The 13,366-nt window shown below is 64.9% G+C and carries 15 protein-coding genes; 2 read left to right on the top strand and 13 right to left on the bottom strand.

What is annotated here, in order from left to right:
- Positions 1–115: 115 nt before the first annotated feature.
- Together BRADO_RS14545 and BRADO_RS14540 are read left to right on the top strand one after the other, a co-directional pair.
- Entirely contained in the window at positions 116–850 is a 735-nt protein-coding gene (locus tag BRADO_RS14545; protein WP_011926072.1) for an SDR family oxidoreductase, read from the top strand.
- 113 nt (positions 851–963) lie between these two features.
- Positions 964–1,710 carry an SDR family NAD(P)-dependent oxidoreductase gene (locus BRADO_RS14540; protein WP_011926071.1) on the top strand — a complete coding sequence of 249 codons (747 nt, stop codon included), beginning with the start codon at positions 964–966 and terminating at the stop codon, positions 1,708–1,710.
- Positions 1,711–1,838: 128 nt separating this feature from the next.
- Here BRADO_RS14540 and BRADO_RS14535 read toward each other — a convergent pair whose 3' ends face one another.
- From BRADO_RS14535 to rpsM, 13 genes are all read right to left on the bottom strand, one after another.
- Positions 1,839–2,135, bottom strand: a complete 297-nt coding sequence (locus BRADO_RS14535) for a hypothetical protein (RefSeq protein WP_041756499.1) — start codon at positions 2,133–2,135, stop codon at positions 1,839–1,841.
- A gap of 144 nt (positions 2,136–2,279) precedes the next feature.
- Complete coding sequence (locus BRADO_RS14530; protein WP_011926069.1) at positions 2,280–3,818, bottom strand: amidohydrolase family protein; 1,539 nt, start codon at positions 3,816–3,818, stop codon at positions 2,280–2,282.
- 15 nt (positions 3,819–3,833) lie between these two features.
- Positions 3,834–4,622 carry an ABC transporter ATP-binding protein gene (locus tag BRADO_RS14525; RefSeq protein WP_011926068.1) on the bottom strand — a complete coding sequence of 263 codons (789 nt, stop codon included), beginning with the start codon at positions 4,620–4,622 and terminating at the stop codon, positions 3,834–3,836.
- Positions 4,622–5,521 carry an ABC transporter permease gene (locus BRADO_RS14520; protein ID WP_050781001.1) on the bottom strand — a complete coding sequence of 300 codons (900 nt, stop codon included), beginning with the start codon at positions 5,519–5,521 and terminating at the stop codon, positions 4,622–4,624. Before BRADO_RS14520 ends, BRADO_RS14525 begins: the two co-directional genes overlap by 1 nt.
- A gap of 204 nt (positions 5,522–5,725) precedes the next feature.
- A complete protein-coding gene (locus BRADO_RS14515; protein WP_011926066.1) occupies positions 5,726–6,781 on the bottom strand; it encodes an ABC transporter substrate-binding protein in 1,056 nt (351 codons plus the stop codon).
- A gap of 384 nt (positions 6,782–7,165) precedes the next feature.
- Positions 7,166–8,476 carry a chloride channel protein gene (locus BRADO_RS14510; RefSeq protein WP_011926065.1) on the bottom strand — a complete coding sequence of 437 codons (1,311 nt, stop codon included), beginning with the start codon at positions 8,474–8,476 and terminating at the stop codon, positions 7,166–7,168.
- 21 nt (positions 8,477–8,497) lie between these two features.
- Complete coding sequence (locus BRADO_RS14505; RefSeq protein ID WP_041756498.1) at positions 8,498–8,794, bottom strand: DUF1330 domain-containing protein; 297 nt, start codon at positions 8,792–8,794, stop codon at positions 8,498–8,500.
- A 106-nt stretch (positions 8,795–8,900) separates the two neighbouring features.
- On the bottom strand, positions 8,901–9,695 hold the full coding sequence (locus BRADO_RS14500; RefSeq protein WP_041757500.1) for an SDR family NAD(P)-dependent oxidoreductase: 795 nt from the start codon (positions 9,693–9,695) through the stop codon (positions 8,901–8,903).
- Positions 9,696–9,933: 238 nt separating this feature from the next.
- The gene (locus BRADO_RS14495; protein ID WP_011926062.1) at positions 9,934–10,374 is read right to left on the bottom strand and encodes a hypothetical protein; all 441 of its coding nucleotides are present in this window, start codon (positions 10,372–10,374) and stop codon (positions 9,934–9,936) included.
- 183 nt (positions 10,375–10,557) lie between these two features.
- Positions 10,558–10,971: a 50S ribosomal protein L17 gene (rplQ, locus tag BRADO_RS14490; protein ID WP_011926061.1), complete on the bottom strand. Its 414-nt coding sequence runs from the start codon at positions 10,969–10,971 to the stop codon at positions 10,558–10,560.
- Between the two features lie 173 nt (positions 10,972–11,144).
- Positions 11,145–12,176, bottom strand: coding sequence for a DNA-directed RNA polymerase subunit alpha (locus BRADO_RS14485; RefSeq protein ID WP_011926060.1), 1,032 nt, complete (start codon positions 12,174–12,176; stop codon positions 11,145–11,147).
- A 115-nt stretch (positions 12,177–12,291) separates the two neighbouring features.
- Positions 12,292–12,681 carry a 30S ribosomal protein S11 gene (gene rpsK, locus BRADO_RS14480; protein ID WP_006611861.1) on the bottom strand — a complete coding sequence of 130 codons (390 nt, stop codon included), beginning with the start codon at positions 12,679–12,681 and terminating at the stop codon, positions 12,292–12,294.
- Positions 12,682–12,809: 128 nt separating this feature from the next.
- Positions 12,810–13,178, bottom strand: coding sequence for a 30S ribosomal protein S13 (gene rpsM, locus BRADO_RS14475; RefSeq protein ID WP_008963796.1), 369 nt, complete (start codon positions 13,176–13,178; stop codon positions 12,810–12,812).
- Between the last annotated feature and the right edge of the window lie 188 nt (positions 13,179–13,366).

Raw genomic sequence — 13,366 nt, 5'->3', positions numbered from 1 at the left:
CCGTCATTGCGACGAGCGAAGCGACGAAGCAATCCAGAGCCGCACACGCAGCCCTGGATTGCTTCGCTGCGCTCGCAATGACGAAATAAACAACGAGCATTCCCGAGGAGACCCCATGTCCGACCGCCTCAAGGGCAAGCGCGCCTTTGTCACCGCCGCCGCTGCCGGCATCGGCCGCGCCTGCGCCATCGCCTTCGCGCGCCAGGGCGCCACCGTGTTTGCCACCGACATCGATGAGAAGGGCCTGGCGACGCTGAAGAGCGAGGGCATCGCCGAGGTTACCACGCTCGACGTGCGCAACACAGCCGCCGTGAACGCGATGGCCGAACGGGTCGGCAAGGTCGAGATCCTGCTCAATGCTGCCGGCTTCGTGCACAACGGCACCATCCTCGACTGCTCGGACGGCGATTGGGACTTCTCGTTCGACCTGAACGTCAAATCGATGCACCGCACGATCCGCGCCTTCCTGCCGAAAATGCTCGATCAGGGCGGCGGCGCCATCGTCAACATCGCCTCCGCCGCCGGCGTCTTCAAGGCGGCGCCGAACCGCTACGTCTATGGCGCCACCAAAGCCGCTGTCGCGGCGCTGACGCGCTCGGTCGCGGCCGACTTCGTGGCCAGGAAGATCCGCTGCAACTGCATCTGCCCAGGCACGATCGAAACGCCGTCGATGCTGGGACGCGCGGCATCGGCCGGTCCGAACGGCCTCGAGATGTTCATCTCGCGCCAGCCGATGGGCCGGCTCGGCACCGCCGAAGAGATCGCGCATCTCGCCGTGTATCTCGCCAGCGACGAGAGCGCGTTCACCACCGGCGTCGCGCACACGATCGACGGCGGCTGGACGCTGTAGACAGTCCGTCATTCCGGGGCGATGCGAAGCATCGAACCCGGAATCTCGAGATTCCGGGTCTGGTCCTTCGGACCATCCCGGAATGACGGCAACAGCCATCGGGGGAAACAATCATGAACCATATCGATCTCGCCAATCGTTGCGCCGTGGTCACCGGCGGCGCGCAAGGATTTGGCCGCGCCATCGCCGAACGCTTCAAGGCCTCCGGTGCGAAGGTAGCGATCTGGGATCACGACATTGCGCTCGCGGAGAAGACCGCGCAGGCGATTGGTCCGGAGGTGCTGGCGCTCAAGGTCGACGTCACCGACACGACGGCCGTCGAGGGCGCCCGCGATGCGACGCTGGCGGCGTTCGGCACCATCGACATCCTGGTCAACAATGCCGGGATTGCCGGCATCAACAAGACCGTGTGGGAGACCGATCTCGAGGAGTGGCGCAAGGTGCTGCGCATCAATCTCGACGGCCCCTTCATCTGCGCCAAGGCGATCGTGCCGGTCATGCTCACGCAAGGATATGGCCGCATCGTCAACATCGCCTCGATCGCCGGCAAGGAAGGCAATCCGAACGCTGCGCACTACTCCGCCTCGAAGGCCGGCCTTATTGCTTTGACCAAATCACTTGGCAAGGAGCTCGCGCAGCATAATATCACCGTGAACGCGGTGACGCCGGCGGCGGCCAAGACCGCGATCTTCGACCAGATGACCGAGGCGCACATCAACTTCATGCTGTCGAAGATTCCGAAGGGCCGCTTCGTCCTCGTCGAGGAGCTCGCCGCGCTGGTGTCCTGGCTCGCGTCCGAAGAGTGCTCGTTCTCCACCGGCGCCGTGTTCGACATCTCTGGCGGCCGCGCGACGTATTAGTTCAAAGTCGTTGCTCGTAGCCCGGATGAGCGAAGCGACATCCGGGCTCTCACGCGTTGCCGATGTGAGCCCGGATGTCGCTGCGCTCATCCGGGCACTGCAGTTGTCGTGCAGGTGACGAGACCCGCTCAGTTGTGCTTCTTCCAGAAGATGCGCGCGCTCTGCACGGATTGCGCGAAATTGATGCGGGCGCGTTCGAACGGGGTCACCACGCCATCGGCCTTGGCATGGTTTTCCATTTGCTGCACGCGGACCTGGCCGTCGATCAGCTGCTGCTCTTCCGGATAGGAAAGACGGCCCGAGACAACGCCGTTATGGATGCGGTACGACTGGATGTTCTGCCGTGCATCGATCAGCGGCGTGCCGGCCAGGCACGCACCTGACGTGACGACGAGCACCAGCGCTGCGACCGTGATGGACTTCATGTCACTCTCCTGTGGTTGTGGTCCACTGGCGTGAAGACGTCATTGTCCGCACTCCTCCAGCGAACGGACGCAGTGTGCACGAGATCCACGGCATAGACCGTGCGCGCACTCACACTCGACAGCGGGCTGTATGTGATCACCTCACTACGCTTTCGTCGATGTCCGATAGAATGGCGTGTGCGCGGTGCCATCGAAATAACCGTCGTAGAACTGCTTGACGTGCGGGAACACCGCGAGACCGAGCTCGCGGCGGGCGACCTCCTCCTCGCTGCGCGGCTTGGCCAGGATACTGGCGATCTCGCCCAGCACCTCGTCGCGGTTGATGCGGGTGAAGCGGCCCTCGGCGTAGACGATGTCGCCGCCGACATACACGGCCGCCACATGCTGCGACTTGGCGCGCTGGACGAGAGCATCGAGCATCGGGATGTCCGGGTCCTGGAACGGATACATCGCCGCATTCCAGTCAATCAGCACCGCGTCGAACAGCCGGCCCTGCTCCAGTTTCCCGATGCTCTCGCCGAACGCGGTGGTCTTGGCGCCGCCCTCGGTCGCCATGCGCACGATCTGCGGCGACGTCGGCACCTCGTCGTCCATGCCGGGCGTGCGATGGACGCGCAACGCCAGTTTCAATTCCTGCAGCATGTCGCGGTCCTCGTTGATCCCCGCTTCATCCAGCCCCATGCCGATGGTGATCCCTTTCTTCTCCCAGACATTGAGCGGCGCCAGCCCCGAGCGCAGCCGGAAGTTGGACGAGCAATTGTGGCAGATGCAGGTGCCGGTGTGGGCGACGATGTCGATGTCCTCCTCGGTCAGCCAGACGCCATGGCCGAGCGTCATGTGCGGGCCGAGCACGCCGAGATCATGCAGATGACGCACCGCCGTCTTGCCGGTGCGCCGTCGCGCATATTCCTTCTGATAGGCGGTCTCCAGCAGATGCATGTGCATCGGCACCTTGGCGGCGCGCGACTTCTCGTGCAGCGCCACCAGTCCGTCATCGGTACACCAGTGCAGATTCGCCGGCGCGAGCTGGATGCGGGTCAGGCTCTGGCCGGCGTTCTCGGCCGTGAGCACGTCGAACAGCTTGATGTAGTCGGCGAACGGCACCTGCTGCGCCTTGAGATGCGCCGCCAGCCGCTTGTTCCATGGCGCCGGCAGCCGGGCGCAGAATTCTTCGTCGGCCTCGTAGACCAGCCGGTTCTGCTCGCGCACGGCGTAGCAATAGGACGCGCGCATCCCGATGTCGCGATAGGCCTTGAGCACCTTGGTGGCGGCGACGTGGATCGCGTCGAAGCCGCCGGCCATCCAGCCATGGATATGCTGCACGGTGGTGACGCCGGAGGCGATCATCTCGAACGCCGAATACAGCGTGTCGAGATAGAGGTCGATACGGCGCGCAGGAAGGCGGCTGGCGAACCACAATTCCAGCGCATGATCGGGAGAGCCGAGCTGCAGCGGCGTCAGCCCGACATGGTGGTGGCTGTTGACGAAGCCCGGTAGCATCACATGGTGCGGGTGGCGCGTCACGCTGGCCTGCGGCGCCAGCTTTTCCAGCTCGGCGAACGGGCCGACCGCGACGATCACACCCTCGCGGGCGAGCACGGCACCATCCTCGATCACATCAGGCGTATGCCGATCCTGAATTCCAGAGACGACCCACTTCGCCCCGACCAAAACCTCTGCCATCTGTCGTTCTCCCTCTCACAGGCCCGACTGCTCGGCGAAGGCCTTGTCGACCTCGGCAGCGAGCAGCTCGGTGAAATAGTCGCGATATTCGTGATAGCGCGGCGAGCGTGTCGGCCGCGGCCGCGGCAGGTCGATCGCTACGATCTCCTTGACCCGGCCGGGACGCGCCGTGAACACGATGACGCGGTCGGCGAGGCTGATCGCCTCGTCGATCGAATGCGTCACCAGCAGCACCGAGGCGCCGCTGTCCTGCCAGATCTGCAGCAGGAAATCCTGCAGCTTGGCGCGGGTCTGGACGTCGAGCGCGGCGAACGGCTCGTCCATCATCAGGACGCGCGGCTGCATCACCAGCGCGCGCGCGAACGCGGCGCGCTGGCGCATGCCACCGGACAATTCATCCGGCTTCTTGTCGAGCACGTCGCCAAGGCCGACGCGGCGCAGGATCTCGCGCGCCTTCTCTCTGCGGCGCTCCGGCAGCTCGGCGCGGATGGCAAGGCCGAAGGCGACGTTGTCGAGAATTGTCAGCCAGGGAAACAGCGAGGCCTCCTGGAAGATCAAGCCGCGTTCCGGCGAGGGACCGGCGATGGCGAGGCCGTCATCCTCGATGACGCCGTTGCTTACGCTTTCCAGTCCGGCGATCATGTACAGCAGCGAGGACTTGCCGCAGCCGGAGGGGCCGAGCAGCACGACGAACTCGCCGGGCGCGACGTCGAACGACAGCTCGTCGATGGCGCGCAGCGGCGGCCGTCCCTCGACGTCCCAGGTCTTGCCGACGTTGCGGATGGACACGGCCGGACGCGACATCACACCCCTCCCCGGTTCGGCGCCACCCACCACAGCATGCGGCGCTGGATCTGGCGCAGGCCCCAATCGCTGAGGAAGCCGAGCGCGCCGATCACCGCCATCGTGAAGAACACCAGCTTGGCGTTGAAGGTCGCGCGCGCCATCGAGATGATCTGACCGAGCCCGGTGCCGACGCCGACGGTCTCGGCGATCAGCACCACCATCCAGGCGCCGAACAGATTGAGCCGCAAGGTCATGAACAGGCTGGGCAGGATTGACGGCAGGATGACGCGCCAGAACAACTGGGTCTGCGTCGCGCCCATGATGCGGGCGACATGGATGTAGTTGACCGGCACGCTCTCGATCTGCGCCGAGGTCGACAGCACGATGGTGAAGAACACGGTGATGAACACCAGGAAGATCGCCGGCACGTCGCCGATGCCGAACACGAAGATTGCGACCGGCAGCCACGCCACCGGCGAGATCGGCGCCAGCAACAGCACCGTCGGCATCAGGAGATTGCGCAGCCAGTGCACGTAATGCAGCGTGGCGCCGACCGCGACGCCGCTGACGAAGCCGAGCGCCAGCCCGGTGAAGACGCGTAATGTCGTCCAGAACATCGTGATGCCCAGCGCGCCGACGCCGCCGCCGGAGGCCACCGAGCCGACGCGGTTGGAGCGGTCGAAGAATTTCAGCGTGCCCGGAATGTCCTGCAGGAACAGATGCGGCGGCGGCAGCAGCAGCGGATTGATCTTCTCGAAGTACCACAGCACTTCCCAGATCGCGGCGAACAGGCCGATGGAGAGCGCGGCCCAGCCAAGCGCGGCAATGCGGCGCCGCGCCTTGCGCCAGTTGCGTGGCGGAACGGGAGGTGACACGGAGCGCGCCGCAGGGGTGACGACGGCGGTTTCAATTGCCATGGACGAATATCCGCGAAGCCATGCTGTTTCGTTGATTGTCATGCGCGGCCATCCTTCGAGACGCCCGCCTCCGGCGGGCTCCTCAGGATGAGGTCTTTTTGTGTTGAGAGAGCGCGTAGCCCGGATGAGCGGAGCGACATCCGGGTTCACACACGCTCCTCGTGAGACCCCGGATGTCGCTTCACTCATCCGGGCTACGGGATCTCACGCCGATTTCAGTTTCAGCCCGTCATAGAGGGCCTTGTTGTCGGCGATCACCGCCTCCAGCAGCGACCAGTCGAAGGCGCCCTGGTCGGGCAGCTTCTTGACGTAGCCGAGCTCCTTCATCGAGACGCCGCGGTCGATGATGAACTGGGTCTGGCTGCGCTGGTCGACCACGATCGGCTGCTTCGATGACGCATCGATCGCCGCCTCCATCGAGGTCTTGTAGTACTTGCCGACGGTGTCCTTCAGCGCCGCGGCCTTGTCGGCCTCGGCCTGGCTCTGCGCCACCATCAACGCCTTGATCACCGCCTTCACCGCCGCCGGGTTCTTCTCGATCAGCGGCACGCGCGCCGCCAGCACGCAATCGGAATAGCCCTTGCCGTAGAGGTCGGTGCCATCGGACAACACGGTCGCGCCCTTGCGCTGCTGCACACATTGCGTCGCATAAGGCTCGATGTGGCAGATCGCGTCGAGCGCGCCGGCCATGAAGGCCTGAGCGAGCTCCGGCGAGGTGTCGAGATATTTGATGTCGACATCCTTGAACGATAGCCCGGCCTTCTTCAGGTAGTCGTAGGGCAGCACCTCGAGCGTATCGGCCTGGAACGTTCCGAACGTCTTGCCCTTGAGGTCGGCGGCGGACGTGATGCCTTCCTTCGCGACGATGATGCAGCCCTGCACTCCGCCGCCCGCCACGATCTTCACCGGCGCGCCGGCGTCGTACAGCGTCATGAAGTTGGAATACGGGATCATGGAGATGTCGACGAGACCGGCGCCGAACATCGTGGTGATCTCGGTGTTCGACGGCGTCACCACGAATTCGAGCTCGACACCGTCGGCCACCGTCAGGTTGCGCTCCTTGGCGAGGAAGATGCCCATGTTGCAGAAGCCAGAGCCATGGGTCGCCTTGATGACAGTCCCGGCATGCGCCGGCGTCGGCGCCAGCAAAGCGGCGAGATGGGCGGGAACGGCGACGGTGGCGGCCGTCGCGGCCACCGTGGACTTGAGGAAGTTGCGGCGAGAGAAGCTGCGATAGAAGGTTCCGTCACGATCGCACATGCGAGTCTCCATCCATGACGACGGGATGGACCCCGTGTTGGCGATGAGCCGTAAGGCTCCACCTACGGTGGACGCGACCTGCATCGTCCCACCGACCCCACGGGATCCCGACGATGGGCACGCCAACCCAAGAGAGCGATGCTCTGCGCTGGGCTTAACTACGCAAGCTGTGTGCCAACGGAGTGATATTGAACTAACAGCGGATTTTGCGGTGATGCTGTTGGAGCAGGAGCCCGCTCGCTCAATCGGGCATCAAGCTGCTCACGAGCGCGGCAGCGTTCGGGTGCAAGGTGACGAGGAGTGCGGAGCCCGGATGAGCGCAGCCACATCCGGGGCCACACGAGCTGCGGCGATGAACCCGGATGTCGCTGTCGCTCATCCGGGCTACAGATGGCCCGCCGCTCCCGCCTCCGCCTTCGCGACAAAACCTTTGGCGAGCGCGTGATAGAGCCCCTCCTCGCAGATCAGTCGCGAGGTGCCGTAGGCGATCAGCGAGGCCATCATCAGCGGCACCACCATGGCGTGGTTGTCGGTCATCTCGGTGACGATGACGAAGGCGGTGATCGGCGCCTGCACCACGCCGGCGAAATAGGCGACCATGCCGAGCAGCATGATCGGCGCCAGCGGCGTGTGCTGGAACAGGCTGGCGACATTGGCGCCGATGCCGGCGCCAACGGCGAGCGACGGCGCGAAGATGCCGCCGGGAATGCCGCTGATCGCAGCGAAGGTCGTGGCCAAGAACTTCAGCGCGCCGAAATCGGCGGGCAGCGGCGTGCCGCTCTCGAGCGCCGTCTTCACCTGGGCGTAGCCGGTGCCGTAGACCGTGCCGCCCGAGGCGAGACCGCAAAGCGCTACGGCGAAGCCGCAGGCTAGCGCGAAGAGCATCGGCTGGCGCTTGATGAAGAGGCCGGCGGTTCCAGGCAGCCCCCGCGCCATGGTGATCAGGATGCGGCTGAACAGCCCGCCAGCGGCGCCGCCGATCACGCCGCAGAGCGGAACGGCGAGCCAGTCGATGCCTTTGCCGAGCGCAATCGGCGTCGTCCCGAAATAGGCGTAGTTGCCGATCAGCGCCAGCGAGGTCAGGCCGGCCGCGATCACGGTCGCGATGACGAGGCTGGAGGTCCGCGTCTCGAAGGCGCGGCTCATCTCCTCAATGCCGAACACGATGCCGGCGAGCGGCGTGTTGAAGGCGGCGGCGACGCCCGCGGCCGCGCCGGCCAGGATCAGGCCGGGCTGGCGGCGCGGCGACAGCCGGCCCAGTGCGAACATGATGGAGGCGCCGACCTGGACGGTCGGCCCCTCGCGCCCGACCGAGCCGCCGCAGAGCAGCCCGAGCAGGGTCAACAGGACCTTGCCGATGGCGATACGGATCGACACCAGCGGGCTGCGCGCACTGGTATCGGTGAGATGACGCGCGGCGATCGCCTGCGGAATGCCGCTGCCCTGTGCGTTCGGGAAGAAGCGCTGCGTCAGGTAGACCGACAGGCCGAAGCCCGCGGGGGTGACGATCAACGACGCATAGCGGGATTGCGCCAGCAGCCAGTTGAACGCGAGCTGGGCCTCATCGGCGAGCTTGGCAAGCGCGACCGCGGCGGCGCCGACCACGAGACCGCCCGCCACGAACAGCACCCGCCGCTGCCAGCGCGCCGACGTCAGCTTGAGCCAACGCTTGCGGCGGGGGGTGATCTTGAGCATGAGCGCGCTACGGTCCGGATTTTACGCAGGTGCAACACCTTCGACGAAAATCAGCCGACGGTCCAGTGCGTTCCAGCGGTCGCGCAGCGCTTCGGCATACTCGGCCGACGCATACCATTCGCGCAGCCGCGCCATCGACGGGAACTCGACGATGATCAGTGCCTTGGCCAGCGGCCCGCCTTCGACGGTTTCGGCGGCACCGCCGCGCACCAGATATCGGCCGCCATACTGCGCGATCGAGCGCGCGGCAGCGCTGCGGTAACGCTCCATGGCATCGCTGTCGCGCACCTCGACTTCGGAAATAACGTAGGCGGGCATCTGGCCTCATGTCGTAGCCCGGATAAGCGAAGCGACATCCGGGGTCTCACGCGCTGTGCGTGTGGACCCGCATGTCGCTGCGCTCATGCGGGCTACGCAACGACGACTACGCAATCGTATCGATGATGCCGCCCTCGGCGCGCAGCGCGGCGCCGTTGGTTGCGGAGGCCTCCTTGGACGCGACGTAGACGACCAAGTTGGCGATCTCGTCGACGCTGGCGAAGCGCTGCAGCAGCGAGGCTGGGCGGTGCTGCCGGACGAAAGCCGATGCCGCTTCCTGCTCCGACTGGCTGTTCTGCCGCGCCAGATCCTTGACGAAGGTCTCCACGCCTTCCGACATCGTCGGACCCGGCAGCACGGAATTGACCGTGACGCCGGTGCCGCGCGTCAGCTTGGCGAGGCCGCGCGAGACCGACAGCTGCGCGGTCTTGGTCATGCCGTAGTGGATCATCTCGGTCGGGATGTTCAGCGCCGACTCCGAGGAGATGAAGATGATGCGGCCCCAGTTGCGCTTCAGCATGCCCTGCATGTAGGCGCGCGCCATGCGCACGCCGGAGAGCACGTTGACCTCGAAGAAGCGGCTCCAGTCCTCGTCGGGAATCTCGAAAAAGTCCTTCGGCTCGAAGATCCCGGCATTGTTGACGAGGATGTGGACCTCGGGGACTGCCGTGACGATGGCGTTGCCGCCGTCGACCTGGGCGACATCGCCGGCGACGCCGCGGACCTTGGCGGACGGCACTGCCTGCTTCAGGCGCGCGACGGCGTCATCGACACGGCCTTGGGCACGTCCGTTGAGGATCACCTCCGCGCCGGACGCGGCGAGTCCTTTGGCGATCGCAAAGCCGATGCCGGCTGTGGAACCGGTGACAAGCGCGGTTTTACCCGAGAGGTCGATATGCATGAGCAGCTCTCCGTAGTGCTGGAGCAACGCATGTAGGTCGCCATTGCGCCGACCCCAACGCGCTGCGCGCAGAACTGATCCTTTTTGAGGGTAGCCCGGATGAGCGGCTTGTCCGCCAAGGCCTGCAAGGCTAAGGCGGAAGCGACATCCGGGGTCTCACGAGTTGCGGCGATGATCCCGGATGTCGCTTCGCTCATCCGGGCTACAGTTCATCAAAAATCGGATCGGGGGCCGCCCCTCAGCTCGTGGTCCCCGTCAGGACCGCGACCTTGCACCGGCCGTTCAGCAGCTCCTCGAAGTCGACGGCGAAGCGGTCGAGGATCGCGTATTCGGTCAGGAAGCGGATCGAGGCGCTGTTCTGCACATCGGCACCCAGCGCGCTATGAACGACCGTGGCGAGGTCTGCATGCACCAGCAAATGCCCGCTGAAATCAAATGGTTTGATCACGATTCGGACGAGGCATTGAGCTAGGCTACGCTCGTCGTAACCACCTTCGATCTTCGGCGGCTTGTCCCACGACAGCGGATAGGCGCGCAGCCCTTTGACGAAATCATCCAGTTCGCGGCCGAACCACGCCTCGCCGCGGGCGGCAAACGCGCCGGCCCTGGCCGTGGCGATGATCTTTCCGGTGCCGTCGTCATCCGGCTCGTAGGCAACGTGCAGCTCTGCGGTGCCCATGCGCGGCGCTCCAGTCCATGTCAGGCAATTCAGGTGCGTAGCCCGGATGAGCGCAGCGATATCCGGGGTCTCACGAGCTGTGAGGATGAACCCGGATGTCGCTGCGCTCATCCGGGCTACGGAGCATCCAAATGAAAACGGCGCCCGAAGGCGCCGTCTTGCAATCCCAGGGATCGGTGCCGCTTACGCGGCTTCCGAGGTCTCCTGCACCGGGCCGGAATCCTGGCCCTTGGCATCGACGTCGCGATCGACGAACTCGATCACGGCCATCGCGGCGTTGTCGCCGTAGCGGAAGCCGGCCTTGATGATGCGGGTGTAGCCGCCGTTGCGGTCCTTGTAGCGGGGCGCCAGCACGTCAAACAGCTTCTTGACCTGGTCGACGTCGCGCATCTCGGCGATCGCCTGACGGCGCAGCGCCAGCCCACCCTTCTTGCCGAGGGTCACGAGCTTCTCGACGATCGGCCGGAGCTCCTTGGCCTTGGGCAGCGTGGTGACGATCTGCTCGTGCTTGATCAGCGACGCGCACATGTTTGCGAACATCGCCTTGCGATGCTCGGCGGTGCGGTTGAGCTTCCGATGAACCTTGCCGTGACGCATTGTCTTGAGTCCTCAATTTCAATCTGCCGCGACGGTTCGTCGGACATGTTGCTCAGGTGGGCTGCCTGCGTTCGCCCGGTGGAGGTGGTCATTCCGGGGCGATGCGCAGCATCGAACCCGGAATCTCGAGATTCCGGGTCCGGTCCTACGGACCGTCCCGGAATGACGAATGCTCAGTAGTGATCCTCGAAGCGCTTGGCCAGCTCGTCGATGTTCTCCGGCGGCCAGCCCGGCACTTCCATGCCGAGATGCAGACCCATCTGGGCCAGCACTTCCTTGATCTCGTTCAGCGACTTGCGGCCGAAGTTCGGAGTGCGCAGCATCTCCGCTTCCGACTTCTGCACGAGGTCGCCGATGTAGACGATGTTGTCGTTCTTCAGGCAGTTCGCCGAACGCACCGACAGCTCGAGCTCGTCCACCTTCTTGAGGAAGGCCGGATTGAAGGCGAGGTCCGGGATGATCTCCTGGGCGACTTCCTTGCGCGGCTCCTCGAAGTTGACGAACACGTTGAGCTGATCCTGCAGGATGCGCGCGGCATAGGCCACCGCGTCCTCCGGCGAGATCGCGCCGTTGGTCTCGATCGTCATGGTCAGCTTATCGTAGTCGAGGATCTGGCCCTCGCGGGTGTTCTCGACCTTGTAGGAGACCTTGCGGACCGGCGAGAACAGGCTGTCGATCGGGATCAGGCCGATCGGCGCGTCCTCCGGACGGTTACGCTCGGCCGGGACGTAGCCCTTGCCGGTCGCGACCGTGAACTCCATACGGATTTCGGCGCCCTCGTCCAGGGTGCAGAGCTGCAGGTCGGGGTTGAGCACGACGATGTCGCCGACGGTCTGGATGTCGCCGGCGGTGACCGCGCCCGGACCCTGCTTCTTCACGACCATCCGCTTCGGGCCTTCGCCCTGCATCTTGATCGAGATGTCCTTGATGTTCAGCACGATGTCGGTGACGTCCTCACGGACGCCCGCGATCGAGGAGAACTCGTGCAGCACGCCGTCGATGTGCACCGACTGCACGGCGGCGCCCTGCAGCGACGACAGCAGGATGCGGCGCAGCGCATTGCCCAGCGTCTGGCCGAAACCGCGCTCCAGCGGCTCGGCAACCACGGTGGCGAAACGAGTCGCGTCGGAGCCCGGCGTGACCTGGAGCTTGTTCGGCCGAATCAATTCTTGCCAATTCTTCTGGATCGTCACTGTTTCACCCATGGGCCAGTCCGTCTGGGGGACGACTGACTGGCGTTGGAGAACCGCGCATCGGATCGCGGTTATCGAAAAGGTTCAAAAGCAAGAAAAGGCGGACATGCTGCCCGCCTCCTTCGGATCAGACGCGACGACGCTTGCGCGGACGGCAACCATTGTGCGGGATCGTCGTCACATCGCGGATCGAGGTGACGGTGAAGCCCGCGGCCTGCAGCGCGCGCAGGGCCGACTCACGTCCGGAGCCCGGACCGGCCACCTCGACCTCGAGGGTGCGCATGCCGTGCTCCTGGGCCTTCTTGGACACATCCTCCGCCGCGACCTGGGCGGCATACGGGGTCGACTTGCGCGATCCCTTGAAGCCCATCGTCCCAGCGGACGACCAGGCAATGGTGTTGCCCTGCGCGTCGGTGATGGTGATCGTGGTGTTGTTGAACGACGAATTCACATGGGCGACGCCGGAGGCGATGTTCTTGCGCTCACGACGGCGGACACGTGCGGCTTCCTTGGCCATATAAGTACCTTTCTCGAGATCTCAACGCCGCCGTAATGCCAGCGGCTACACCAAACGAGCGAATGGTAAATGGCGAATAGCGAGAAGGGCTTCCCCTACCCGCTACCCGCTCATTCGCAATTCGCCAATTACTTCTTCTTGCCGGCGATCGCCTTGGCCGGACCCTTGCGCGTGCGCGCATTGGTGTGGGTCCGCTGGCCGCGCACCGGCAGGCCGCGGCGATGGCGCAGGCCGCGATAGCAGCCGAGGTCCATCAGGCGCTTGATGTTGATGCCGGTCTCACGGCGGAGGTCACCCTCGACGACGTAATCGCGGTCGATGATTTCGCGGATCTGCAGGACCTCCTGGTCGCTCAGCTGGTTGACGCGACGATCCTCGGCAATCTTCACCTTCTCGATGATCTCGCCCGCGATCTTCGGGCCGATGCCATGGATATACTGGAGCGCGATCAGGACGCGCTTGTTGGTCGGGATGTTGACACCGGCAATACGGGCCACGGACTTCTCTCCTGTCGCCGATCCCAGGTCGGACCGGCCTTCTCTGTCGCTATTTCGGGCAGGTGTCCGCAAACGCGAACAAGACGCCCACCCCTCGATTCGTGGGGCCCGGCATCTTTGGAAAACTATCCGACTTGGATGCGGGCTTATTAATGGATTCACACGGCGGTCGTCAACCGCTCCTAGAA

It is taken from the genome of Bradyrhizobium sp. ORS 278 (assembly GCF_000026145.1).
GTDB lineage: Bacteria > Pseudomonadota > Alphaproteobacteria > Rhizobiales > Xanthobacteraceae > Bradyrhizobium.
Note: the sequence above shows the minus strand (reverse complement) of the source record. Positions and strands in the feature narration are given on the sequence as shown.

What these genes read in the sequence shown, in the direction of transcription:
- BRADO_RS14510 (WP_011926065.1), bottom strand. Translation starts at nt 8,476, where the DNA reads ATGCTCAAGATCACCCCCCGCCGCAAGCGTTGGCTCAAGCTGACGTCG.
- rpsK (WP_006611861.1), bottom strand. Translation starts at nt 12,681, where the DNA reads ATGGCCAAGGAAGCCGCACGTGTCCGCCGTCGTGAGCGCAAGAACATC.
- BRADO_RS14530 (WP_011926069.1), bottom strand. Translation starts at nt 3,818, where the DNA reads ATGGCAGAGGTTTTGGTCGGGGCGAAGTGGGTCGTCTCTGGAATTCAG.
- BRADO_RS14540 (WP_011926071.1), top strand. Translation starts at nt 964, where the DNA reads ATGAACCATATCGATCTCGCCAATCGTTGCGCCGTGGTCACCGGCGGC.
- rplQ (WP_011926061.1), bottom strand. Translation starts at nt 10,971, where the DNA reads ATGCGTCACGGCAAGGTTCATCGGAAGCTCAACCGCACCGCCGAGCAT.
- BRADO_RS14505 (WP_041756498.1), bottom strand. Translation starts at nt 8,794, where the DNA reads ATGCCCGCCTACGTTATTTCCGAAGTCGAGGTGCGCGACAGCGATGCC.
- BRADO_RS14545 (WP_011926072.1), top strand. Translation starts at nt 116, where the DNA reads ATGTCCGACCGCCTCAAGGGCAAGCGCGCCTTTGTCACCGCCGCCGCT.
- BRADO_RS14535 (WP_041756499.1), bottom strand. Translation starts at nt 2,135, where the DNA reads ATGAAGTCCATCACGGTCGCAGCGCTGGTGCTCGTCGTCACGTCAGGT.
- BRADO_RS14485 (WP_011926060.1), bottom strand. Translation starts at nt 12,176, where the DNA reads ATGGGTGAAACAGTGACGATCCAGAAGAATTGGCAAGAATTGATTCGG.
- BRADO_RS14495 (WP_011926062.1), bottom strand. Translation starts at nt 10,374, where the DNA reads ATGGGCACCGCAGAGCTGCACGTTGCCTACGAGCCGGATGACGACGGC.
- BRADO_RS14515 (WP_011926066.1), bottom strand. Translation starts at nt 6,781, where the DNA reads ATGTGCGATCGTGACGGAACCTTCTATCGCAGCTTCTCTCGCCGCAAC.
- BRADO_RS14525 (WP_011926068.1), bottom strand. Translation starts at nt 4,622, where the DNA reads ATGTCGCGTCCGGCCGTGTCCATCCGCAACGTCGGCAAGACCTGGGAC.
- BRADO_RS14520 (WP_050781001.1), bottom strand. Translation starts at nt 5,521, where the DNA reads ATGGCAATTGAAACCGCCGTCGTCACCCCTGCGGCGCGCTCCGTGTCA.
- BRADO_RS14500 (WP_041757500.1), bottom strand. Translation starts at nt 9,695, where the DNA reads ATGCATATCGACCTCTCGGGTAAAACCGCGCTTGTCACCGGTTCCACA.